Source organism: Pseudomonas savastanoi (assembly GCF_020917325.1).
Taxonomy (GTDB): Bacteria; Pseudomonadota; Gammaproteobacteria; order Pseudomonadales; family Pseudomonadaceae; genus Aquipseudomonas; species Aquipseudomonas amygdali.
The window spans coordinates 2,915,805-2,939,066 of the sequence record NZ_CP076652.1; the positions used below are offsets into that span (position 1 = coordinate 2,915,805).

A 23,262-nucleotide genomic window follows, 5' to 3' on the forward strand; every position below is an offset into this window, starting at 1 on the left:
GTCGAAAATCCAATAAAACCTGCGCGAGATTCTGCTTGCGATTACGAGATGTTGCGCAACGCCGTCAAAGCGCCGCTAAGCGAGGCTCGCAAGCGCTTAAGTGATCTAAAGCGACCGCTGATTGCGCAACCTATTGCGCACCACTCCCCAAACCGCAACGTAGCCCTATCCCCGAGCGTCTCAACCCGGAAAAACGTTCTAAGTTAATGACTAAACAGTCTTTTTTATATTACCAAATGCGCTATATCGTCATTCCCCAATAACTCAAGCTCATAAGGGAATTCACGATGCGGCGTCTGACAGCTCTGGCTATGGCAATCACAATCAGCGGTTCAGCCTGGGCTGCAACGCCCCCGGATACGTTGGTGGCGCGCTCGATAGACGACATTGCCAGCCTGGACCCCGCCGAAAGTTTTGAAATTACCGCGACCAATACCCTGGCCAATATCTATCAGCGCTTACTTGAGCCAGACCGGCAGAACCCGGCCAGCCTGGTGCCTGCCCTGGCATCCAGATGGAAGGCGGGTGACGACGACAAGAGTCTGGTTTTCGAACTGCGTGACGGTGCCAGATTTGCCTCGGGCAACAGTGTTCGCCCGGAAGACGTCATTTACTCACTGAGCCGCGTGGTCAAACTGAACAAGTCGCCTGCATTCATCCTGGGTGAGTTGGGCTGGACGGCGGAAAACGTCGACAGCTTCCTGACCCGGGTGGATGACCAGCATGTGAAGATTTCCTGGCCAGCAGCGGTAGGCAGTTCATTTGCGTTGAGCATTCTGTCTGCGACGCCAGTGGGCTTCATTGTCGACGCGGTAGAGGTCGGCAAGCATACGAAAGACGCTGATCTGGGCAACGGCTGGCTGAAAAATCATTCAGCCGGTACGGGTTCCTATGCGCTGCGCAGCTACGTGCCGCACGAGGCGCTGGTTCTTCAGGCCAATCCTAATGCCATCAAGGCCCCCAAGCTGAAAACAGTAATCCTCAAGAACGTCACTGACCCGGCAACCCGACGTCTGTTGGTGGTGCAGGGCGATGCTGACCTTGCGTTCGATCTGGGCGCAGACCAGTTCAGCGCTCTGGAAAAGCAGAAGGGCGTCAGTGTGCAGCGATTCCCGTCCTCAATGATCTATTACCTGGCCATCAACAGTGGCAGCACGCAGGCGCCTGCACTGAAGAACCCGGCGTTCTGGGAAGCTGCTCGCTGGCTGGTTGATTATCAGGGCATTTCCAAAAATCTGTTGAAAAACCAGTACAGCGTCCACCAGGCATTCCTCCCTGAGGGCGTCATCGGCTCGCTGGTCGACAAACCGTTCAAACTGGACGTCGATAAAGCCAAGGCCGCCTTAAAAACGGGTGGTATTGCCGAAGGCACGAAAATCGAACTCAATGTGTTCAATCAACCTCCCTACACAGATATTGCCCAGGCGCTGCAAGCCAGTTTTGCCAAAGCCGGCATAGAGATTTCAGTGCGTCCGCTGGTAGAAAGCGAGCTACTGGCGAAAATGCGCGCCCGGGACTTTCAGCTGATCTTCACCTACTGGGGGATGGATTATCTGGATCCTCACTCTAACGCGAGCGCCTTCACTTACAACGTCGCCAACGGTCCGAAAACCATCGCCTGGCGCACTCAGTGGGATATCCCGCAACTGAGCCAGGAAACCCGCACGGCTGCTGCCGAACGTGACCCGCAAAAACGTGTTGCGCTGTATACCGACCTGCAAAAAACTGTGCAGCAAAGCTCGCCATTTGTCGTGGCGCTGCAAGGTCAGAACCAGGTCGCGGTACATGACGGCGTGCAAGGTGTGTTACAGAACATCACCGTTTCGCTGCCGTATTTTGATCAGGTGAGCAAAAGCAAGTGAGAGCAGGGGCTTCACGCAGAGTGAAAGTGGCGGCCAGCGGACTGTTGTCGTTGTCGATAACACTGATCGGCCTGTTGTTCTTCACATTCATGCTGACCACTCTATCGCCAGTCGATCCGGCGCTAAGGATTGCTGGCGATCACGCCAGCGAATCGTCGCTGGCCCAGGTTCGAACCGATCTGGGCCTTGATCAACCTTGGCCAGCGCGGTTCGGTCGATATCTGGACAACCTGGGGCAAGGAGATCTTGGGGTTTCCATTACCTCCGGGCAGCCCGTGCTGGAAGGTTTGAGCCGTGCGCTGCCAGCCACACTTGAGCTCGCGACCCTGGCCATTCTGCTGGGCAGTACCCTCGGCCTGTCATTGGGCCTGCTGGCAGCGTGGCGGCCGGGAGGCTGGGTTGACGGGCTGGTGCGGCTGGTCTCGCTGATTGGCTATTCGGTGCCGATCTTTTGGCTCGGTCTGCTGATGCTCCTGCTGTTCTACGCCAGGCTGCAATGGACTGGCGGGCCAGGCCGTCTGGACGATTCGTACCTGTACACCCTTGAATTGAGCAGTGGATTGATGTTGTGGGACACCTGGCGCTCTGGCGAAAGCGGCGCGCTGGCCAACGCCTTCAGTCATCTGGTCTTGCCTGTTCTAGTCCTGGCGTTTTACTCGATGGCAGGCATTTGCCGCATGACACGCTCCGCGCTGCTGGGAGAAATGGGCAAGGAGTACGTCGTGACTGCGCTGGCCAAGGGGGCGGGACGTGGTCGGGTGCTGTTGCGCCATGTGTTGCCGAACGTTGCCGGGACGCTGGTGGTCGTCGTTGCCCTGTCTTACGCCAGTCTTCTCGAAGGCTCGATTCTCACCGAGACGGTCTTCGCCTGGCCGGGTATCGGCCGCTACCTCACCACGGCGTTGTTTGCCGGTGACGTACCAGCGATCCTCGGTAGCACGCTGGTTATCGGACTCTGTTTTGTGGTCGTCAACGGCATCGCCGATGTGCTGGCTGGCATGATCGATCCGCGAACACGGGGGGTGTCATGAGTGTTTCCGTAGCGTTCGACAATATAGTGGCTCGCAGCGGATGGCGTCGCTCACCCGCATTACTCATCGGCGCGTCGATTATCGGGGTGCTGGTACTTGTGGCGTTGCTGGCGCCGCTGTTGAGTGGTTTTGATCCCAATACGCAGAATATTCAGGAGCGTCTGCTGCCGCCGTCTGCCACCCACTGGCTGGGCACCGATGCGTTTGGCCGGGATCTGTTCACACGCCTGCTTTACGGCACACGCCCGACCTTGCTGCTGGTAACGCTGGTATTGCTGCTGACCTTGCCCATCGGTTTGCTGGTGGGCGTTACTGCCGGCTTTTACGGCGGCTGGGCCGAGCGAATCCTGATGCGCCTGACCGACATAATCATGGCCTTTCCGCAATTGGTGCTGGCCTTGGCGTTTGTCGCAATTCTGGGGCCGGGCCTGCTCAACGGGGCACTGGCACTGTCGCTCACGGCATGGCCCGCGTATGCCCGTCAGGCAAGGGCGGAAACCAGTGTATTGCGCAACAGCGACTATCTGGCCGCAGCTCACTTGCAGGGCATACGTGGCATGCGTCTGTTGATCGGTCACGTCCTGCCGCTGTGCCTGCCTTCGGTGATCGTGCGTGTAGCACTGAACCTGGGCGGCATCATTCTGGCCGCCGCAGGGCTGGGATTTCTTGGCCTGGGTGTCGAGCCACCGACTGCGGAATGGGGCTCGATGGTTGCCGACGGCAGCCGGGTCATCTTTGATCAGTGGTGGGTCGCCGCTGCACCGGGAATCGCGATATTGCTGACGAGCCTGTCTTTCAACCTGCTGGGCGACGGTCTGCGCGATGTACTGGATCCTCGTCATGACTCATGAACAATCGCTGTTGAACGTGCAGGGCTTGCGGATCGGTTTTCCAGGCTCGGGCCCGGAACTGATCGAGGTGGTCAAGGGGATCGATTTCACTGTGGGCACTGAAAAGGTCGCGCTGGTGGGTGAGTCCGGCTCGGGCAAGTCACTCACCGCGCGTGCGTTGCTGGGGCTTGTCGCATGCCCCGGTCAGGTGACCGCCGAACACATGAGCCTGGCAGGCGATGACCTGCGCAGCCTTACGGCAAAGCAATGGCAGGGCCTGCGCGGTACTCGTCTGTCACTGGTGTTGCAGGACCCCAGGTATTCGCTCAACCCGGTGCTCAGGGTCGGCACTCAGGTTGAAGAGGCGCTGGTGTTGCATACCCGGCTGGGACGCCGTGAGCGTCGCGAAAAAGTACTCGACATGCTGGAGGCTGTAGGCTTGCCCAACCCGCTGGCGCTGTATGACAGCTACCCCCACGAACTGTCCGGCGGCATGGGGCAGCGGGTGATGCTCGCCGCAATGCTGATCAATGATCCGCGCCTTTTGATTGCCGACGAACCCACCTCGGCACTCGACAGCGGCCTGCGCGATCAGATTCTGGAGTTGATTCTGGGCCTTGTCGAACAACGCAACATGGGGTTACTGCTGATCAGTCATGATCTGCCTCTGGTGGCGAAATATTGTGACCGGGCGCTGGTCATGTACCGCGGGCGGATTGTCGACCGATGCAACGCCGCCGAACTGGCAACTGCCAGTAACCCCTACACGCAGACGCTATGGCGCTGTCAGCCCTCTGCTCTGACCTATGGTCAGGCACTTGCGACCCTTGATCGCAAACTAATGGAGGCGCTGCCATGAGCGTGGTGGATATCAATGAACTGACGGTAAGCTTCAAGCGTGGCCTGCATGCCTTTACTGCACTGCAGATGGCAGAGTTGAGAATCGAACCGGGCGAATGCTTCGGTCTGATCGGCGCGTCAGGCTCTGGCAAGTCGACTTTGCTGCGAGTACTCGCCGGCCTCCAGCGCGACTGGCAGGGCAGTGTGAACCTGTTCGGGCAGCCGCTTCACGCGCAGCAAGCCTTCACGGGAACCTTGCGTCAGCAGGTGCAGATGGTGTTTCAGGACCCTTATGCATCATTGCATCCGCTGCACCGGATCCGCCGCAGCCTGCGCGAGCCGCGGCAGATCAACGGCCTTCCTTTCGACGAGGCCAATCTGGTTGCTTCGATGGAACAGGTGGGCCTGTCGGGTGACATGCTCGATCGCTACCCGCATCAACTGTCCGGCGGCCAGCGTCAGCGCGTTGCCATCGTTCGTGCGCTGCAATTGAATCCAGCACTGTTGTTGCTGGACGAACCGACCTCGGCGCTGGACATGACCGTTCAGGCGGAAATACTCAATCTTCTCCAGGCCCTGCGTCGCGACACGGGCATGACCATGATTCTGGTCAGTCACGACATGAATACCATTGCCCATTTGTGTGACAGGGCACTGTTGATCCGCGAGGGACGTGTCGAGCGACATCTTGATCGTGCGGCACTTGGCGTATTGGCGGGGGCGAACCACTGATCGATTTCCCGGAAGAAATTTACGTCGAAAGTGGTACAAAAAAGATACACATCGCGTTTATTTGTCGCTCGAGTGAATCACTTGTATACAGCGCAGATCAACGCATTGCGGACCAATGACCCCGATTTTACGCAGCGGCGGCGGGCTTTTTGAAAAAAAGAGCGTGGACTCGGGATATAACACTAATTAGAATCAGTCTCATTTGGCGCACCCATCGCTCAAGGCTTTTGACATGACTGAAGCAGCGACGCTATCACAGCAGACCTTGCATTCCCTTTACCGCGATCATCATGGCTGGCTGGAAAGCTGGTTGCGTAAACGCATGGGCAATGCCTGGGATGCTGCGGACCTGAGTCAGGATACGTTCCTGCGTGTACTGTCCAGCTCTCAGCAGATCGCCGATATGCAGGAGCCACGCGCGTACCTGCTGACCGTTGGCAAGCGCCTGCTCAGTAATTTCTATACTCGCCGCAGCCTGGAACAGGCTTATCTTGAAGCGCTGGCGCAGTTGCCTGAAGACAGCGTGCCGTCCCCCGAACAGCGCTGGCTGCTGCTGGAAACCCTGCAGGCGCTGGACGAGTTGCTCGATGGCCTGTCGGCAGTGGTGCGCCGGGCGTTTCTCTGGAGCCAGCTCGAGGGGCTGGGGTATCGGGAAATCGCAGAGCGCCTGGATGTTTCTGAACGCACCGTCAAACGCTATATGGCGCAAGCCTACGAACACTGCCTGCTGGTGGATTGGTGATTCGCTCGGCACCTTCTAACGAAGAACGCGAGGTAGTACGCAGGGCGGCGCAGTGGCTGGCGCTTCTGGAATCCGGCGGCGCCAGCGAAGAAGATCACGCCATGCTGCAGCACTGGCGCGACAGCTCTGCCAGTCATGAGCGCGCCTGGCAAAAGGCGCAACAGCTGCGGCAGCGTTTTTTCGGCCTGCCTGCCAATCTGGCTATGGCCACTCTGGATCGTCCCGACAAGGCAAGGCGCGCGGCGCTCAAACGGGCGTTGGGCGCTGTAGCGCTGGTCCCGACCGCCTGGCTGGTGGGCCGTCAGCTGCCGCTGGATGTCTGGCGTGCCGACCTGCAAACCTCCGTCGGCGAGCACAAGCGTCTGTCCCTGGCCGATGGCAGCACTTTGCAACTGAACACCGACAGCGCGGTGAATGTTGATCTGGGTGCACGTCGAGTCACCCTTGTGCGTGGCGAGATAGCACTCAAGGTGCCGGGCAGGGCAGCACTGACCATCGAGGGCCCCTACGGGCGCGTCGTGGTCAGTCAGAGTGAAGTCTGTGTACGTCTCAACGACAGCGATTGCCGTGTATCGGTGGTCAGCGGCTCGGTGCAACTCTATCCGCTGCAGGGGCCGGTGCTGGCATTGCATGCGCAACAGCAGGTCAGCCTCAAACACGATGGTGCCGGGCCTGTCAGCGCCTTCGACGCCTTGCTGCCCGGCTGGCGCGACGATGTACTGACCGCGCAGAACCAGTCTCTGGGTGATTTCCTGCGCGAGCTTGGCCGCTACCGCCCCGGTTTGCTGCGCTGGGAACCGGCACTTGAAGCCCTGCGAGTGACGGGCAGTTTCAGGCTCGACAATACCGACCGCGTGCTTTCGTTACTGGCTGCCAGCCTGCCGGTGGACGTGCAGATGCGGACCCGCTACTGGGTCACGCTGGTACCTCGAAAAAACATTTCGACAAAAAATAATGCGTGAAGCTGTCCCTTTTTTTTGTCTCGCTGGTCATTTCAGGTAAGTGCACAAAAAATACGAGAGTTTCCCTCTATGTCCGCAGTGTCTTCCTACCGTTTGCGTCCGCTTTTGCATTTCAGCCTGTTGCTGACGTTGAGTTCCAGTCCGTTGTTCGCCTCGACCAGTTGGGCCGAAACCTCGGGCAAACGTGCCTATGAGGTGCCGGCTGGCAGCCTGAGCGCCGCGCTCACCCGCTTTGCCGGTCAGGCCGGGGTCAACCTTTCGGTAGACCCCGCGCTGGTGAACGGTCGAAACAGTTCGGGGTTGTCCGGCGAATTCGCGGTCGAGGAAGGCTTTGCGCGCTTGCTGCAAGGTTCCGGTCTGCAACTGGTACCCGTCGGAGAGCAGGCTTACACGCTGATCCCGGCACCTGACAGCGCGAGCGCAGGCCTGCAACTCGCACCCACCTCGATTGTCGGTGACAGCGGCTCTACCGATGGCCAGGAATACGCAGGCGGCCAAGTGGCACGCAAAGGCTCGCAAGGCATGCTGGGTTCGCGGGACTTCATGGAAACGCCCTTCAGCATGACCACCTATACCAAGGACGCGGTGAAAAACCAGCAGGCCCGTACCCTTGGCGACCTGATTGCCAGCGACCCGTCGGTGCGTGCCACTAACCCTGCTGGCGGGCGTTACGAACAGTTCACCATTCGCGGCTTCAGCCTGTTCAATAGCGACGTCTCATACAACGGCTTGTACGGCATCCTGCCCACATACACCATCGACATGGAAATGGCCGAGCGGGTAGATATCCTCAAGGGCCCAAGCCAGCTGATTAATGGCATTTCGCCGCGCGGCAGTGTCGGCGGGGGGATCAACGTGGTCCCCAAGCGCGCAACGGATAAACCCATCACCGAGCTGACCACCAGCTATGCGTCCAAGGGGCAGGCAGGCGCGGCGGTGGATGTGGCCCGTCGCTTTGGCGAGGACGACAAGTTCGGTATCCGTTTCAATGGCGTGAAGCAGTCTGGCGACACTGAATGGGATCATCAGAGCGTTGATCGCGACATGGCCGTGCTGGGCCTGGATTTCCGCGGCGACCGCCTGCGCCTGTCGACGGATATCGGGCACACCGAGCGCGATACCGATGCCCCGCAGGAGCGCGTACAGGTGGGTGCCAATGCAAAGGTGCCCAACGCCAACGATGTTCGCGACAACTATGCGCAGTCCTGGAGCAAGGCGCGCACCAAGGATACCTTCGGCGCAGTGAACGCCGAATATGACCTCAGCGACTCGGTGATGCTGTACGGCGGTGTCGGCGCGCGCAAAAGTAACCATGACTTCCTGCGCCATGCGGTATCGGTCACCAACGACGCAGGTGACTTCAGCGTTCAGCCGCGCGACTTCACCCGCGACGAAAATGTTCGCACAGCCACTGCCGGCGCACGCAGCTGGTTCAATACCGGACCGGTCAGCCACGAGGTCAATCTGGCTGCCAGCTATTTCTACATGGACTTTGAAAACGGTGGTGCACGCTACGCAGCCGCGCCGAGCAATCTCTACAATCCGGTCGACACGCCGACACCCTCCAACCCTACGCGGGCCGACTCCAAGGTTTACACCGAGAACCGCTTCAGCGGTGTGGCCCTGACCGACACACTGGGCTTTTTCGATGACCGCCTGCTGCTGACACTCGGTGCCCGCTGGCAGCGAGTCAAGGTTGATGACTGGACCGACAACGTCAAGGGCGACACCTCCTACGACGAGGAAAAGGTCTCACCTTCAGGCGGCATTCTGTACAAAGTGACCGACGACTTCTCGGTATATGCCAACTACATGGAAGGCTTGAGCCAGGGCAAGATCGCGCCGTCGACGTCGGTGAACGAAGACCAGATCTTCCCGCCTTTCGTCAGCCGCCAGATCGAGGTCGGGGCCAAATATGACCTGGGGTCATACGCCTTCACTGCCAGCGTATTCCGTATCAAGCAACCGGCCTACGAGACCAACACAACCTCGCGCGTCTTCGGCCCGAACGGCAAGCGCCGCAACGATGGTGTCGAGCTGACCATGTTCGGCGAACCGCTCAAGGGCTTCCGCCTGCTGGGCGGGGTGATGTACATCGACAGCGAGCTGACCAATACCGTCAACGGCACGTTCGATGGTAATCGCGCACCTGCCACCCCCGAGTACAACGTCAATCTGGGCGCAGAATGGGACGTGCCGAGCGTCAAGGGCCTGACCCTGACCGGACGGGGCATCTACACCAGCTCGCAGTACCTGGACCAGGCCAACAGCAAAAGCATCGATTCTTCCGAGCGCTTCGACGTGGGCGCGCGGTATGCGTTCAAGGTCGATCAGAAGGACATCACACTGCGGGCCAATGTCGAGAACGTCATGAACAAGTATTACTGGAGTTCGGCCGGAGCGTCGGATGACAGCGAGCCGGGCCTGACCCTGTCGACACCCCGGACCTATCTGCTGTCAGCGACTATCGGGTTCTGAGTTGACCGCGCAGCCCAGGGAAGGGCTCACCCGCGTAGTGAAAAAACTGGCAGTCCTCATCGAGGGATAACCTGTGCGACTATTAAATAATTAACCTGAGTATGACCATAGAAGAGTCTGTTATATAAGACTCTCTTTCGATGTTTTACATAAATAACAAGCGCCCCTCTGAGTGATGGCACTTTGAATAATTCCGACGTACAGAGCGGCGTATTCGCGTGCCTTGCAACTTTTTAAGTAAGCAATAACGTTCATTTAAATTTCATCTTGTTTTTTGAAACAACGGGTTGCACTTTCAAGGAAATGATAATAGTTTGCATCCAGCATTTAGCGAGGACTAACCGATGTTGAATAATGGCTTATTGCAGTCTACTACGTCGCAGAAAACCAATGCCAACTATCTGGACAGGCAGAGCAAATTTGAATCCAATGTAAGAAGTTACCCGCGAAAGTTGCCATTGGCCATCGCCAAGGCACACGGCGTATGGGTCACCGATGTTGAAGGCACTACTTATCTGGACTGCCTGGCCGGTGCCGGAACACTGGCTCTGGGTCATAATCACGAAGCCATCATGGCCAGCCTCGACAGCTTCCTGACGTCCGGAATGCCCATGCACACCCTTGACCTGACCACTGCGGTCAAGGATGCCTTCAGCGAGACGCTGCTGAGCCTGCTTCCGGGCCAGGGACGCGATTACTGCCTGCAGTTCTGCGGGCCGTCCGGTGCCGATGCTGTCGAAGCAGCGATCAAACTGGCCAAGACTGCCACCGGTCGCCATAACATCATCAGCTTTTCCGGCGCTTACCACGGCATGACTCACGGTGCTCTGGCATTGACCGGCAACACCGCGCCGAAAAATGCCGTCACCAACCTGATGCCCGGCGTGCAATTCCTGCCGTACCCTCATGAGTACCGGTGCCCGTTGGGTATTGGCGGTGAAGCCGGCACCGAGGCGCTGAGTTACTACTTCACCCAGTTCATCGAAGATGTGGAAAGTGGTGTGTCGCTCCCGGCCGCCGTGATTCTGGAGGCCGTGCAGGGCGAGGGCGGTGTCAATCCCGCGCCGGCTGCGTGGTTGCAGCAGATTCGCGAAGTGACCCGCAAGCACGGCATCCTGCTGATTCTCGATGAAGTGCAGGCGGGTTTTGGCCGTACCGGCAAGATGTTTGCCTTCGAACACGCCGGGATCGAGCCCGACGTCATCGTCATGTCCAAAGCCGTCGGTGGCGGCCTGCCGTTGGCCGTGCTCGGCTTCAAGCGCGAGTTCGACGCCTGGGCTCCGGGCAATCACGCGGGTACTTTCCGCGGCAATCAAATGGCGATGGCCACCGGCCTTGCCACCCTTGAAGTGCTGCAACGGCAAAACCTGGCTGCCCAGGCCGCAAAACGCGGGGACTGGCTCAAGGCACAGCTTGGCCTTTTGCAGCAACGTTATCCGATGATGGGCCAGGTGCGCGGACGCGGGCTGATGCTGGGCATCGAGATTGTCGATGAGCGCAAACCGGCGGACCGCCTCGGCAGCTTGCCAATGGACCCGGAACTGGCAGTTGCCATTCAGCAGCACTGTTTCAAACAGGGGCTGTTACTTGAGCGCGGCGGCCGAAATGGCAACGTGATTCGTTTGCTGCCGCCGCTGATCATTACCGAAGAACAATGCCAACTGGTCATACAGCGATTCGAGGACGCCCTCAAGGCTGCATTGGCCCAGCTGCGCAAGTAAGCAGTAATAGCAATGACGTTATCACCGCGCTTGAAACAGAACACGCACACAACGTTTGACTGAGCGAACCCATTGCACGCCGCGCAGAGATTATCAATTGGCTTGTTGCAGACAATAAGCCACACCGACAGTTAAGCCGTTGTGCCACAAGCGATAGATCAACGCTTGTTGCGACGTCACTTAAACAGTAAGCGTCAAGGCGACTGTGGAGCAGACATGACTAATACCGATCGCACCGTTTTATCAAACATGGTGAGCGAGCTGGCAACCACTCGTGCATTACTTAATTGCCTGATCAAGGAGTTCGCACTGCCTGAACAGTGCCTTCATTACACCTGGCCCCAGGGCATGCAAGGTATTGCGCCGGGCAGTTTCGTGGATGGCGGGCAATGGAAGGGCATTCCACTCACCATCAGCCTGCCCAATGAGCAGCAGTTTTTCGTGCTGGTGGACCGCCGCGACCATCTGGGCAGTCATCGTTACCTGTCCGATGTCTACGCACGCAACGGCAACAGCACCTGGCGCTGCCTGGCTTTTGCCGAATTTGCCCAGCAGTTGCTGACGGCGTGTGAGCACATGACCCGGGCCAGCAACGACGAACTGCTCGATCAGGTCCTGCAAAGCCAGCACCTGACCGCCGCCATCGTTGCGCACAACATGACCGGCCAGCACCCGGCACCGCTGAGCGGTTATCTGGCCAGCGAACAGGGCCTGTGGTTCGGCCATCCCAATCACCCGGCACCCAAGGCGCGTCTGTGGCCTGAGCATCTGGCGCAGGAGACCTACGCCCCGGAGTTTCAGGCGCAGACCGCGTTGCATCTGTTCGAAGTGCCGCTGGACGGGCTGCGAATCACCTCCAATGGCTTGAGCGAAGCCGAGGTGATGTCCGGGTTCGCGGATCAATCGCGAGCCAGGCCCGGGCATGCGCTGATCTGCATGCATCCGGTACAGGCGCAATTGTTCATGCAGGACCGTCGCGTGCAAAGGCTGCTTGAGCTTGGGGACATCTCGGACCTGGGGGCCAGTGGCCTGCTGGCCAGCCCGACGGCTTCGATGCGCACCTGGTACATCGAAGGGCATGACTACTTCATCAAGGGCTCACTGAATGTGCGCATTACCAACTGCGTCAGGAAAAACGCCTGGTACGAACTGGAAAGCACGCTGATCATCGACGAATTGTTTCAGCGCTTGCAGCAGACACGGCCAGAAACCCTGGGCGGTCTGTCCACCGTGGCCGAACCCGGCTCCATGAGCTGGGCACCCAAAGGCGCCAGCGAGAGCGACGGCCACTGGTTCCGCGAGCAGACCGGCGCCATTCTGCGCGAGAACTTCTGTCGTCGTTCCGGCGCTGATTCAAGCGTGATGGCGGGCACCTTGTTTGCGCGTGATCTGCGTTCGCGGCCTTTGGTGCACGACTTCCTTGAGCGTTTCAACGGCGGTGAACTTGAGGACCCGCACCTGCTGGACTGGTTCGATGAATACCAGGCCTTGCTGCTGCGCCCGGTGATGGCGCTGTTCTTCAATCATGGCATCGTGATGGAGCCGCACTTGCAGAACGCGGTGCTGATTCACGATAACGGACGCCCTCAACAGCTGCTGTTACGCGACTTCGAAGGCGTCAAGCTGACCGATGAACTGGGCATCAAGGCTATTCAGGTCGGTCTGCATCCGCGAATTCGGCAGTCATTGCTCTACACCCGCGAACAAGGCTGGAATCGCATCACCTATTGCCTGCTGATCAACAACCTGTCCGAGGCCGTACTCGCCTTGAGCTGGGAACGCCCGCACTTGGCGCCGCTGATGTGGCAGCGAGTCGAGCGGCAGTTGCAACGCATCCGCGACGAGTTGGTGCTACCTGCGCCAGAGCTGGACGCGCTGATTGCCGGCCAGTCGATTGCCTGCAAGACCAACCTCAAGGTGCGTCTGGCCGCCAAGGCCGACCGTGAGGCCAACTATGTCCGCCTCGCCTCACCATGGGCCAAGGAGGCGCGTTATGCGTAAGTTGCCGGAAACCGTACTGGCCGCCATCAAAGAAGCTCAGGCACTGGAAACCGATCCGCTGGCGGCTTTCGTCTACGATCTGGATGCGTTGCAACAGCATGTCACTGATGTCATGGCCGCGCTGCCTGCGGGCGTCGAGCTGTATTACGCGATCAAAGCCAACAGCGAAGCATTGATGCTGGAAACCCTCGCGCCGCTGGTCAGTGGCTTTGAAATCTCTTCGGGGGGCGAGATCGAGCGGGTGATGGCCTGCCCGACACGCAAACCCTACGTGTTCTCCGGCCCTGGCAAACTTGATTCCGACTTGCGCTCGGCGTTGCTGAACAAGGTTGAAGCCATCCATCTGGAAAGCCTCAACGAAATTGCGCGTCTGCAACATCTGGCAGAGGAAACCGGGCGCGTGCAGCCGGTGTTTCTGCGCATCAACCCTCAGTTGCCAGCCGCGCAGTCGAGCAAGCTGGCAATGGCCGGCACCGCCACACCGTTCGGCATTGACGAAGCCGATCTGGCCGAGGCGGTCAGGCGCGTAGACAGCGCCAGCCACCTCACGCTCAAGGGTTTCCATGTACACGCCATGTCGCATCAGATGTCGGTTGAGCGTCATGAGCAGTTGCTGGATTTCTACCTGCAGCGCTGGCAGGAATGGAAAGCACTGGCCAGCTACCCGGAGCAGTTGACCCATTTCAACGTTGGCGGCGGCATTGGCGTCGATTATCTGAACAGTCAGCAGTTTGACTGGCAGCGCCTGTGCCGCTATCTGGAAAAACGCCTGAGCGAGCAGCGTGACGCGCCGATCCTGCGCTTTGAGCCAGGACGTTTCATCAGCGCCTATTGCGGTTATTACGCCATCGAGGTGCTGGACAGCAAAACCAGCCACGGCGAACATTTTCTGGTCTGCCGCGGCGGCACTCACCAGTTTCGTCTGCCGGTTGCGCAAGGCCATGATCATCCGGTTATTCATGTACCGAGTGTGCCAGCGACGGGCGCATCTGCGGAGCGGGTCTACACCGTGGTTGGCCAGTTGTGTACGCCAAAGGATGTATTGAGCCGCCGACAACCACTCAAAGGCGTGAACATCGGTGATCTGCTGGTGTTGCCGCTGGCAGGGGCTTATGGCTACAACATCTCCCATGTCGATTTTCTCTGTCACCCAAGACCGGTACAGCACTTTGTGCGTAACGGCGAACGGGTTCGCACATGAGTCTGAACGTCCCACGCCGTTGGGTAGTGTTCAATGTGCTGCTCGGTACGCTGACCGTCAGCCTGAGCAACAGCTCGCTCAACCCGGCGCTGCCAACGTTCATGGAGGCGTTTCAGGTCGGTCCGCTGCTGTCCACCTGGATCGTTGCAGGGTTCATGACCAGCATGGGCATGACCATGCCGCTGACCAGCTTTCTCAGTCAGCGCATTGGCCGCAAACGCCTGTACCTGTGGGGCGTGGCGCTGTTCATCGGAGGCTCGCTGCTGGGCGCGCTGGGCAACTCCATCGCGTTGGTGATCACTGCGCGGGTGGTGCAGGGCATCGCCAGCGGGTTGATGATCCCGTTATCGCTGGCGATCATTTTCTCGGTGTATGAAAAGCACGAGCGGGGCAGGGTGACCGGGCTCTGGAGCGCAGCGGTAATGCTCGCTCCGGCATTGGGGCCGCTGTGCGGCAGCCTGATGCTGGAGTGGTTCAGCTGGCGCTCTCTGTTCCTGATGAATGTGCCCATCGGCCTGCTGGCCTTGCTGTTGGGTGTCGGTGTGCTGCCAGACTCCGAGCCTGTCGAGCGCAAACCGTTCGACCTGATCGGCTATTTGCTGGTTGCCTCGGGCATCGGCTTGCTGATGATCGCCATCAGCCGCATGCACCGCGCCGAGGCACTGCTCGACCCGTTTAATCAGGGCATGGTGCTGGTCGCCGTGGCCTGTCTGATTGCTTTCGTCAGGGTCGAGTTGAGTCGCAAGGCGCCGCTGCTGAATCTGCGTCTGTTCAACCTGCGCGGCTACCGTCTGAGCGTGATCGTTGCCGTCGTGCAGTCGGTCGGCATGTTCGAATGCCTGGTCCTGTTGCCGCTGCTGGTGCAGACAGTACTGGGCTACAACCCGATCTGGACCGGCCTGGCCCTGCTGTGTACCGCCGCGTTCGCCAGCCTGTTCGGGCAGTGGGGTGGCAAGGCGCTGGACCGGCATGGTCCGCGCACAGTCGTCGCCATCGGCCTGCTGCTGACCGGTGCTTCAACCCTGGCGCTGGGCATGCTCAAGGCGGATACGGCGATCGGCGTGGTGTTCGTGCTGATGATGATTCGTGGCGCAGGCCTCGGGCTGTCCTACATGCCGGTGACGACGGCTGGACTCAATGCCTTGCCTGAGCCGATGGTCACGCAGGGCGCTGCGATGAACAACATTTCCCGCCGTCTTGTGGCGTCGCTGGCAATTGTCATCGCCTCGCTGTGGCTGGAATTTCGCCTGAACACTGCGGGACCAGCCGCCACGCCTTCGGCCATCAATGAAGTCTTCATTGCCACCGGCCTGCTGATCCTGCTGGCACTGCCGTGTGCCTGGCGTTTCCCCCTTAACGACGAACGCACCGAGGCACAGCCCGGCGCGGTCGAACCCCGATAATTTTTCGTTCGAGGTATGAACATGGCTACCCCTTTACCGCTGAAACGCAACACCGTTTCACCCTCAACGGCCACCGGTGCCTGGCTGGCTGATATCAACCCCGAGCGCTACCAACAAGTACAGCGCCGGGTAATCGGTCAATTGCTGCAAACCTTGCTGTACGAGGCTGCAATGCCTTATCGATGCGAGCCGCTGGACGATCATCGGCATCGTTTCACTGTCGCTGTCAGTGATGGTGTGGAGTACCACTGCGAAGGCCTGCTGAGTACCAGCTTCGAGCTGATACGCCTGGATCACGCCACCCTTGAACGCTTGGACAGCGTCGGGGAGCGTAGCGTGCCGGATTTGCATCTGGCGTTGACCGAGTTGCTCAGCCCGTTCAAGGACAGCCCGCATCTGGCGCGCTTCATCCAGGAAATCGAGCAAACCCAGCTCAAGGACCTGCAAGCGCGCAGTCAGGGTTATCAGCCCGCGAAACCCGCACATGAGCTGGACGTTGACGCTTTGGAACAGCACTTCATGGACGCCCACAGCTACCACCCGTGCTACAAGTCACGGATCGGTTTTTCGTTGGCTGACAACCGTCACTACGGGCCCGAATTTGCCACGCCGTTCGGGGTGGTCTGGCTGGCAGTGGCGAAGTCGAGCGCGTCGGTCGGTCATTCGCGCAACATGGATTTCCAAGCGTTTGTCCGCCAGGAACTGGGCACACAGCGCTGGCAGGAAATCTCCCGGGACCTGGCCGCGCAGGGCAAATCCATTGACGATTATCAACTGATGCCAGTGCATCCGTGGCAATGGGACAACGTCACGGTGTCGACTTTCTACCCGGAACTGGCCAGCGGCGAGCTGATTTACCTGGGCACCTCGACCGACGTCTACAAGGCTCAGCAGTCGATTCGTACACTGGCCAATGCCAGTCAGCCCAAACGACCTTACGTCAAACTGGCGATGAGCATGACCAACACCTCCAGCACGCGCATTCTGGCGCGGCATACGGTGCTCAATGGTCCGATCATCACCGACTGGCTGCACCAGTTGATCGCCACCGACAGCACTGCGCGTGCGCTGGATTTTGTGATTCTCGGCGAAGTTGCCGGTGTCAGCTACGACTATCGCCACCTGCCGGAAGCGCGCTCGGCGCAGACTTACGGCACGCTGGGTGCAATCTGGCGCGAAAGCCTGCATCAGTACCTCAAGGACGATGAGCAGGCCGTACCGTTCAATGGCTTGAGCCATGTGGAAAACCGTTATGGCGACGGCGCGCAGGCACCGTTCATCAATGCGTGGATCCGCCAGTACGGCCTCAAGGAATGGACCCGGCAATTGCTGCAGGTCACTGTGCCTCCGATCATCCATATGCTCTACGCCGAAGGCATCGGCATGGAGTCTCACGGTCAGAACATCGTGCTTATCGTCAAGCAGGGCTGGCCGCAGCGTATCGCCCTCAAGGACTTCCACGACGGTGTGCGTTACTCACCCGCGCATCTGGGCCGCCCTGAACTGTGTCCGGAGCTGGTCCCGCTGCCCGACAGCCACGCGAAACTCAACCGTAACTCGTTCATCATTACCGATGACGTGAATGCGGTACGCGACTTCTCCTGCGACTGTTTCTTCTTTATTTGCCTGGCCGAAATGGCGATCTTCCTGCGCCAGCAATACCAGCTGGATGAGGCGCTGTTCTGGCAGATGACCGCCGACGTCATTCTCGACTACCAGCGTGCGCACCCGCAGCATCGCGAGCGCTTCGAGCTGTTTGACGTCTTCGCACCGTCCTATGAAGTGGAAGAACTGACCAAGCGCCGCCTGCTGGGTGACGGTGAGCGTCGCTTCCGTTCGGTGCCTAACCCGTTGCACACCTACAGGCCGCAATGATGCTGAGGACCAATACACTCAAGAGCAGACTTGGCAGCGGACAGCCTGTGTACGGGCTGATCAGTTCGATCCCGGCCCCGGCCGCCATCGAGTTGATCGCCGAGGCCGGTTTCGACTTCGTGATCATCGACATGGAGCACGTGCTGATCAACCCGGAAACCGTGGAGAACATGATCCGGGTTGCAGAGAGCTACGACCTCACGCCATTGGTGCGGGTCGCCGATCTCAATCCGAAAACCCTGCTGCGCCTGCTTGATGGCGGTGCGCAGGGCATCGTTTTGCCGATGATCGAGAGCCCCGAGCAACTGGCGGACGCCATCGCCGCCTGCAAGTACCACCCGCTGGGCCGCCGCAGCCTCAACGCCGGTCGTCCCGGCTCGTTCGGCAAGCACAGCCTGGCGGAGTACGTTGAAGCCGCCAATCAACAGATCATGGTAGTGGCAATGATCGAAAGCGCCGAAGGCGTGCGCCGCGCCACCGAGATTGCCAATGTGCCCGGGCTGGACATGATTCTGGAGGGGGCCGCAGACCTGTCGCAGTCATTGGGCATGCCGTGGCAGATCGATCAACCCGATGTACAACAAGCGTTGCTGGCCACCTGGCAAGCCACCAAGGCAGCAGGCGTCGCCTATTGCACCATTCCCCGGAAAGACGGCGACGCTGCCCGCTGGCAGGCTCGCGGCGTCAATGCCTTTGTCCTCGGCGATGAGCGCGGCATTGCCTTTCGCGCACTTCAGGCGCGTCTGGCCCAACATTCAGCAGAAGGAAAATAATCCGATGAACTTCACTTCACTCGCCGCTGACCTGGTCATGCAGGATCTGGTCGATTGCCTGCTGGCTGAAGATTTCTTTGGCCGCGAGCCATTGAGCCTGCAGGACACCGCTCACTGGCAAGCGCGCCACCCGCAAGCCCCAAAACTTGAAGGGCAGAGCAGCACACAACAAATCTGGGAATGGTGCTGCGATGACTCGGAGCAGCGCTTCATCAGCGTCGCGCTGCGCCCAGGCATTACTCAACAATGGGAGAAAGTGCCCGGCACGCCGGTGCTGGGCCGTCAGGCTGAGCGCTGGACACAGTTGTCCCCGGAAGAGTTCATGAAATGGGTATTCGCCGGTAAAACAACCCTGCTTCAGGACAGCGAGCGCCAGGACAATGAAAAGGGCATAGCGCTGTTTCTGGAGGTGTTGCGCATCAGTGTCTGGCAGACCGCGTTGTCGCTGGACCATAAAGTCGACGAGCACAACCTGATGGCACAGGACGGCGCTACGTTCTTCAGGACGATGGAACAGTGGGCTTCGCTACGTGATCGCCCATACCATCCACTGGCCAAAGCCAAGCAAGGCTTGAACGAGCAGGAATACCAACAGTATCAGGCTGAGTTTGCCCGGCCGGTGGCGCTGAACTGGGTCGCCGTCGACAAAACCTTGCTGCAATGCGGTGACGGAGTAGGGGATTTGAACGAGTCTTTCCCTGCCCGCCACCTGCTGCCAGAGAATCTGCAAGCAGTCCTCAAGCAGGAACTGCAACAGCGCGGCATTGCCGACAGTCACGTTGCGCTGCCGGTTCATCCTTGGCAATTCGAGCATGTTCTGCAGGTCCAACTGGGCGACGCGTTCGCCAGGGGCGATTGTCAACGTCTGGCCTTCAACGAGGCCGCGGTATACGCCACCTCATCGCTGCGTTCGATGACGCCGTGCTTCGACAGCCCCGATTACCTCAAATTGCCCATGGCGATCTATTCGCTCGGCGCGTCCCGCTACCTGCCAGCAGTGAAAATGATCAATGGTGGGCTGAGTGAGAAACTGTTGCGTCAGGTTGTCGACAAGGATGAAACCCTGAGCCGCTCGCTGCACCTGTGCGATGAACGCAAATGGTGGGCGTTCATGCCACCCCAGGCCACTCTGTTCGACGAAGGTCCCCGGCACCTTTCGGCGATGGTGCGAGGCTATCCGGCAGCCTTGCTCGACGATCCGGACTGCCGCCTGCTGCCGATGGCGGCGCTGGGTACACCGTTGCCAGGCAGCAATCGGCATTTCTTCGATGAGTGGATGGACTATCGCGACCTGCCGCGCAATCAGGCTTCGGTACTCACGCTGTTCCGCGAGCTGAGCCACAGTTTCTTTGACATTAACCTGCGCATGTTCCGCCTGGGCATGCTCGGCGAGGTTCATGGCCAGAACGCAGTCATGGTCTGGAAAGCCGGCGAAGCACAAGGGCTGTTGTTGCGCGACCACGACTCGTTGCGTATTTTCGTGCCCTGGCTTGAGCGTAACGGCATGCGCGACCCGGAATATCGAATCAAGAAAGGCCATGCCAATACGCTTTATCATGACCGCCCTGAAGACCTGTTGTTCTGGCTGCAGACACTGGGCATTCAGGTAAACGTGCGGGCAATCATGGATACTCTGGCCCAGGTGTATGAGGTACCGGTCACAGCGCTGTGGACGGTATTGCGCGATGTTCTGGATAATCTCATTACAACCATCGAATTTGACGACGAGGCGCGTGCCATGATCAGGCATCAACTGTTCGAAGCCCCCAACTGGCCGCAGAAACTCTTGCTTACACCCATGATCGAGCGCGCAGGCGGGCCGGGCAGCATGCCGTTCGGCAAGGGCGAGGTGGTCAACCCGTTCCACAGGTTGCGCCGTGCAACCTGACCAACCTTTGCATCCTTCGCGGCGCACGGTATTGCGCCTGTCATTGGGGTTACTGGCGCTGCCCGGCATTGCCTGGGCAGAGCCATTGCGTGCAACGCCACCAAGAGTCGTCACGCTGTTTCAGGGGGCGTCCGACAGCGCCGTGGCCCTGGGCGTGACGCCGTGCGGCGTGGTGGATTCCTGGAGCGAAAAACCGATGTACCGCTACCTGCGCCCGGCGCTGGCGGCGGTGCCGCATGTGGGCCTGGAAACCCAGCCTAGCCTTGAAGATATCGTGCTGCTCAAGCCCGATCTGATCGTCGCATCACGCTTTCGCCATCAACGCATCGCGCCGTTGCTTGAGCAGATCAGCCCCGTGCTGATGCTGGAAGAGGTGTTCGAGTTCAAGCGCACCCTGGCGATGATGGGCGCTGCCATGCTGCGTCAACAGCAGGCCATGGACCTGCTGGGCCAATGGCAACAGCGTGTGACGGCGGTGCGCAGCCGGTTGCAGGAGAAGTTTGCCGGGCGCTGGCCGATCACCGTGTCGGTGCTCGACATTCGTGAAGATCATATCCGCAGCTATCTGCCTGCCAGCTTTGCAGGTTCGGTGCTGACCGAACTGGGCTTCGCCTGGACGCCCGCTGCCCGCGAAGCAACGGGCGTTTCCCTTAAACTCAGCAGCAAAGAGAGTTTGCCTGTGGTCGATGCCGACCTGTTTTTCATTTTTCAGCGCGCGGACAGCAAAGCCGCGCAGCAAAACTACGACAAGCTGGTCCGACACCCGTTCTGGCAACAGTTGCGCGCGGCGCAGGACGGCCAGGTATGGCGCGTGGATGCCGTTGCCTGGAGCCTGTCCGGTGGCATTCTGGGTGCCAACCGCATGCTCGATGAAATCGCTCGCGTGGCCATGGCGGATAGTCCCTCATGACCGCTGCGGTAAAACTGGGTCTGGGACTGTTGGTGTTGATAGCGTGCATGGGATTGAGCCTGGCAACCGGAGCCACCTGGATATCGCCCTCTGCGATTGTCCGAAGTGTGTGGCAGCCCGATGCGCTTAGCACTATCGAGCATGTGCTGCTCGATACGCGCCTGACGCGAACCCTGATGGCCATCGCCGTGGGTTCCAGTCTGGCGGTTGCTGGCGCGCTGATGCAGGCACTGACGCGCAACCCGCTGGCCTCGCCCGGTCTGTTCGGCATCAATGCCGGGGCGACGTTTTCGATCATTGCCTGTTCGTCGTTGTTTGCGCTTTCGTCCATGAGCCAGTGGCTGTGGTGCGCGTTCATTGGCGCGGCGGTAGCAGGGACTATTGTCTGGATAATCGGCAACCGCGGGCAGGGCAGTCTCAACCCATTGCGAATTGTGTTGGCCGGTGCGGCTATCACCGCGCTGTTTACCGCGTTCAGTCAAGCGTTGCTGGTGGTCAATCAGGACGGTCTGGACACCGTATTGTTCTGGCTGGCCGGTTCCTTGTCGGAACGCGATCTGGCCACCGCCGCGCCATTACTGGTATGCGTGGTTGTGGCACTGGCCGGGTCACTGGTGCTAGCCGGGCAGGTCAACGTGCTCAACACCGGAGAAGCCATCGCAACCGCACTGGGCCAGCGCACAGGTTTGATTCGCCTGCTGATGAGCATCGTGATCATTGCCCTGGCGGGCAGCGCCGTGGCGTTGGCCGGGAGCATTGGTTTCATCGGGCTGCTGGTGCCGCACATGGTACGCAAGACACTGTCCATCGATCATCGCTGGCTGCTGCCCGGCTGCGCGTTGCTGGGCGCAACGCTGTTGCTGCTGGCCGATACGCTGGCGCGGGTGGTGATCGTGCCTCAGGAAGTGCCGGTGGGCGTGATGACCGCACTGTTCGGCGCGCCGTTCTTTATTGCGCTGGTTCGCCGGGGGGCACGTTATGGATAGGCATCTGACCCTGCGCCACCGCGGTTTTTCCCGGCAGTTCAGCCTGACTGCATTGATACGTCTGTTGATCGGCGCAACGCTGACATTGCTGATCGCTCTGGGCTCGCTGGCCGTGGGCAAAATCAACCTGTCGCCCGCGACCCTTTTGAATGTTTTTACCGGTCAGGCGGATGCAAGTCTGGTCTTCATCGTCGAACAACTGCGCATGCCCCGGCTGGTGCTGGCGGCACTCGTCGGCGCGGCACTGGCGGTGTCCGGGCTGATCCTGCAAAGCATCATCCGCAATCCGCTGGCTTCGCCGGACCTGTTGGGTATCACCAGCGGTGCCAGCGCGGCGGCAGTGCTGTATCTGTCATTCTTCTCGGCTGCTTTGGGGGCGCAATTTCTGCCCTTGGCGGCGATCTGCGGTGCAGGCCTTGCCGCACTGGTCATCTATCTGCTGGCGTGGAATCAGGGTGCTTCACCATTGCGCATGGTGTTGATCGGGGTAGGGGTGTCGGCCCTGCTGGCAGCAGTGACGACGTTCGTTCTGGTGTTCAGCCCGCTGACCACCACCTTGTCGGCTTATGTCTGGCTGACCGGGAGCGTGTATGGTGCCAGTTGGCCGGAGCCCCGCGCCCTGGCGGGCTGGCTGGCGCTGACTTTACCGCTGCTGGTGCTGCTCGCCCGCCAGGTGCGCATGCAGCAGCTCGATGATGATCTGGCTCAGGGCATCGGTGTGCGCGTGCAATGGCTGCGCGCCGGGCTGCTGCTGGTGAGTGTTGCGCTTGCAGGTCTGGCGGTTGCGTGGGGCGGGGCGATTGCCTTTGTCGGCCTGATTGCGCCGCACATTGGCAAACGCCTGATGCCACCGGGGTTTACCGGGCAGGCGCTGATGGCGGCGCTGATCGGTGCCAACCTGGTGATGCTCGCCGACCTGGCCGGGCGCACGCTGTTCCTGCCGCTGGACCTGCCCGCAGGGATTTTTGTCGCGGTTCTGGGCACACCGTTTTTTCTCTACTTATTGATCAACCAGCGGCATTAAGGA

General features: G+C 59.7%; 18 protein-coding genes. All 18 read left to right on the forward strand.

Annotation, left to right across the window (positions count from 1 at the left end):
* The first annotated feature begins 287 nt into the window (after positions 1-287).
* The 18 genes from KP808_RS12535 (at position 288) to KP808_RS12620 (ending at position 23,259) form a co-directional block, all read left to right on the forward strand.
* The gene (locus KP808_RS12535) at positions 288-1,862 is read left to right on the forward strand and encodes an ABC transporter substrate-binding protein (RefSeq protein ID WP_230018729.1); all 1,575 of its coding nucleotides are present in this window, start codon (positions 288-290) and stop codon (positions 1,860-1,862) included.
* 20 nt (positions 1,863-1,882) lie between these two features.
* A complete protein-coding gene (locus KP808_RS12540; protein WP_044345200.1) occupies positions 1,883-2,893 on the forward strand; it encodes an ABC transporter permease in 1,011 nt (336 codons plus the stop codon).
* On the forward strand, positions 2,890-3,744 hold the full coding sequence (locus KP808_RS12545; RefSeq protein ID WP_002553740.1) for an ABC transporter permease: 855 nt from the start codon (positions 2,890-2,892) through the stop codon (positions 3,742-3,744). Before KP808_RS12540 ends, KP808_RS12545 begins: the two co-directional genes overlap by 4 nt.
* The gene (locus KP808_RS12550; RefSeq protein WP_058408604.1) at positions 3,734-4,582 is read left to right on the forward strand and encodes an ABC transporter ATP-binding protein; all 849 of its coding nucleotides are present in this window, start codon (positions 3,734-3,736) and stop codon (positions 4,580-4,582) included. The genes KP808_RS12545 and KP808_RS12550 overlap by 11 nt, the downstream gene beginning before the upstream one ends.
* A gap of 68 nt (positions 4,583-4,650) precedes the next feature.
* The gene (locus tag KP808_RS12555; RefSeq protein WP_404944467.1) at positions 4,651-5,295 is read left to right on the forward strand and encodes an ABC transporter ATP-binding protein; all 645 of its coding nucleotides are present in this window, start codon (positions 4,651-4,653) and stop codon (positions 5,293-5,295) included.
* Positions 5,296-5,527: 232 nt separating this feature from the next.
* A complete protein-coding gene (locus KP808_RS12560; RefSeq protein ID WP_058401339.1) occupies positions 5,528-6,037 on the forward strand; it encodes a sigma-70 family RNA polymerase sigma factor in 510 nt (169 codons plus the stop codon).
* Positions 6,034-6,999 (forward strand): FecR domain-containing protein, encoded by a 966-nt coding sequence (locus KP808_RS12565; protein WP_122280338.1) that lies wholly within the window; start codon positions 6,034-6,036, stop codon positions 6,997-6,999. The genes KP808_RS12560 and KP808_RS12565 overlap by 4 nt, the downstream gene beginning before the upstream one ends.
* Before the next feature lie 69 nt (positions 7,000-7,068).
* On the forward strand, positions 7,069-9,477 hold the full coding sequence (locus KP808_RS12570) for a TonB-dependent receptor (RefSeq protein ID WP_005734304.1): 2,409 nt from the start codon (positions 7,069-7,071) through the stop codon (positions 9,475-9,477).
* 344 nt (positions 9,478-9,821) lie between these two features.
* Complete coding sequence (locus KP808_RS12575; RefSeq protein WP_058401341.1) at positions 9,822-11,198, forward strand: diaminobutyrate--2-oxoglutarate transaminase; 1,377 nt, start codon at positions 9,822-9,824, stop codon at positions 11,196-11,198.
* Positions 11,199-11,414: 216 nt separating this feature from the next.
* Positions 11,415-13,199 (forward strand): IucA/IucC family protein, encoded by a 1,785-nt coding sequence (locus KP808_RS12580; RefSeq protein WP_058401342.1) that lies wholly within the window; start codon positions 11,415-11,417, stop codon positions 13,197-13,199.
* Complete coding sequence (locus KP808_RS12585) at positions 13,192-14,400, forward strand: type III PLP-dependent enzyme (protein ID WP_230018736.1); 1,209 nt, start codon at positions 13,192-13,194, stop codon at positions 14,398-14,400. The genes KP808_RS12580 and KP808_RS12585 overlap by 8 nt, the downstream gene beginning before the upstream one ends.
* Positions 14,397-15,803: a DHA2 family efflux MFS transporter permease subunit gene (locus tag KP808_RS12590; RefSeq protein WP_230018739.1), complete on the forward strand. Its 1,407-nt coding sequence runs from the start codon at positions 14,397-14,399 to the stop codon at positions 15,801-15,803. Before KP808_RS12585 ends, KP808_RS12590 begins: the two co-directional genes overlap by 4 nt.
* 21 nt (positions 15,804-15,824) lie before the next feature.
* Complete coding sequence (locus KP808_RS12595) at positions 15,825-17,678, forward strand: IucA/IucC family protein (protein ID WP_230018741.1); 1,854 nt, start codon at positions 15,825-15,827, stop codon at positions 17,676-17,678.
* Complete coding sequence (locus KP808_RS12600) at positions 17,678-18,451, forward strand: HpcH/HpaI aldolase family protein (RefSeq protein ID WP_230018743.1); 774 nt, start codon at positions 17,678-17,680, stop codon at positions 18,449-18,451. The genes KP808_RS12595 and KP808_RS12600 overlap by 1 nt, the downstream gene beginning before the upstream one ends.
* Before the next feature lie 4 nt (positions 18,452-18,455).
* Entirely contained in the window at positions 18,456-20,339 is a 1,884-nt protein-coding gene (locus KP808_RS12605; protein WP_230018745.1) for an IucA/IucC family protein, read from the forward strand.
* On the forward strand, positions 20,329-21,249 hold the full coding sequence (locus KP808_RS12610) for an ABC transporter substrate-binding protein (protein WP_230018748.1): 921 nt from the start codon (positions 20,329-20,331) through the stop codon (positions 21,247-21,249). The genes KP808_RS12605 and KP808_RS12610 overlap by 11 nt, the downstream gene beginning before the upstream one ends.
* Positions 21,246-22,235 (forward strand): FecCD family ABC transporter permease, encoded by a 990-nt coding sequence (locus KP808_RS12615; RefSeq protein WP_230018750.1) that lies wholly within the window; start codon positions 21,246-21,248, stop codon positions 22,233-22,235. The genes KP808_RS12610 and KP808_RS12615 overlap by 4 nt, the downstream gene beginning before the upstream one ends.
* On the forward strand, positions 22,228-23,259 hold the full coding sequence (locus tag KP808_RS12620; protein ID WP_230018752.1) for a FecCD family ABC transporter permease: 1,032 nt from the start codon (positions 22,228-22,230) through the stop codon (positions 23,257-23,259). Before KP808_RS12615 ends, KP808_RS12620 begins: the two co-directional genes overlap by 8 nt.
* Positions 23,260-23,262: the final 3 nt, after the last annotated feature.

Excerpts from the sequence above, each read along its gene's own strand:
- KP808_RS12535 (WP_230018729.1), top strand. The coding sequence starts at position 288 with ATGCGGCGTCTGACAGCTCTGGCTATGGCAATCACAATCAGCGGTTCA.
- KP808_RS12570 (WP_005734304.1), top strand. The coding sequence starts at position 7,069 with ATGTCCGCAGTGTCTTCCTACCGTTTGCGTCCGCTTTTGCATTTCAGC.
- KP808_RS12595 (WP_230018741.1), top strand. The coding sequence starts at position 15,825 with ATGGCTACCCCTTTACCGCTGAAACGCAACACCGTTTCACCCTCAACG.
- KP808_RS12560 (WP_058401339.1), top strand. The coding sequence starts at position 5,528 with ATGACTGAAGCAGCGACGCTATCACAGCAGACCTTGCATTCCCTTTAC.
- KP808_RS12550 (WP_058408604.1), top strand. The coding sequence starts at position 3,734 with ATGACTCATGAACAATCGCTGTTGAACGTGCAGGGCTTGCGGATCGGT.
- KP808_RS12575 (WP_058401341.1), top strand. The coding sequence starts at position 9,822 with ATGTTGAATAATGGCTTATTGCAGTCTACTACGTCGCAGAAAACCAAT.
- KP808_RS12590 (WP_230018739.1), top strand. The coding sequence starts at position 14,397 with ATGAGTCTGAACGTCCCACGCCGTTGGGTAGTGTTCAATGTGCTGCTC.
- KP808_RS12620 (WP_230018752.1), top strand. The coding sequence starts at position 22,228 with ATGGATAGGCATCTGACCCTGCGCCACCGCGGTTTTTCCCGGCAGTTC.
- KP808_RS12605 (WP_230018745.1), top strand. The coding sequence starts at position 18,456 with ATGAACTTCACTTCACTCGCCGCTGACCTGGTCATGCAGGATCTGGTC.
- KP808_RS12555 (WP_404944467.1), top strand. The coding sequence starts at position 4,651 with ATGGCAGAGTTGAGAATCGAACCGGGCGAATGCTTCGGTCTGATCGGC.
- KP808_RS12545 (WP_002553740.1), top strand. The coding sequence starts at position 2,890 with ATGAGTGTTTCCGTAGCGTTCGACAATATAGTGGCTCGCAGCGGATGG.
- KP808_RS12600 (WP_230018743.1), top strand. The coding sequence starts at position 17,678 with ATGCTGAGGACCAATACACTCAAGAGCAGACTTGGCAGCGGACAGCCT.
- KP808_RS12615 (WP_230018750.1), top strand. The coding sequence starts at position 21,246 with ATGACCGCTGCGGTAAAACTGGGTCTGGGACTGTTGGTGTTGATAGCG.
- KP808_RS12580 (WP_058401342.1), top strand. The coding sequence starts at position 11,415 with ATGACTAATACCGATCGCACCGTTTTATCAAACATGGTGAGCGAGCTG.
- KP808_RS12585 (WP_230018736.1), top strand. The coding sequence starts at position 13,192 with ATGCGTAAGTTGCCGGAAACCGTACTGGCCGCCATCAAAGAAGCTCAG.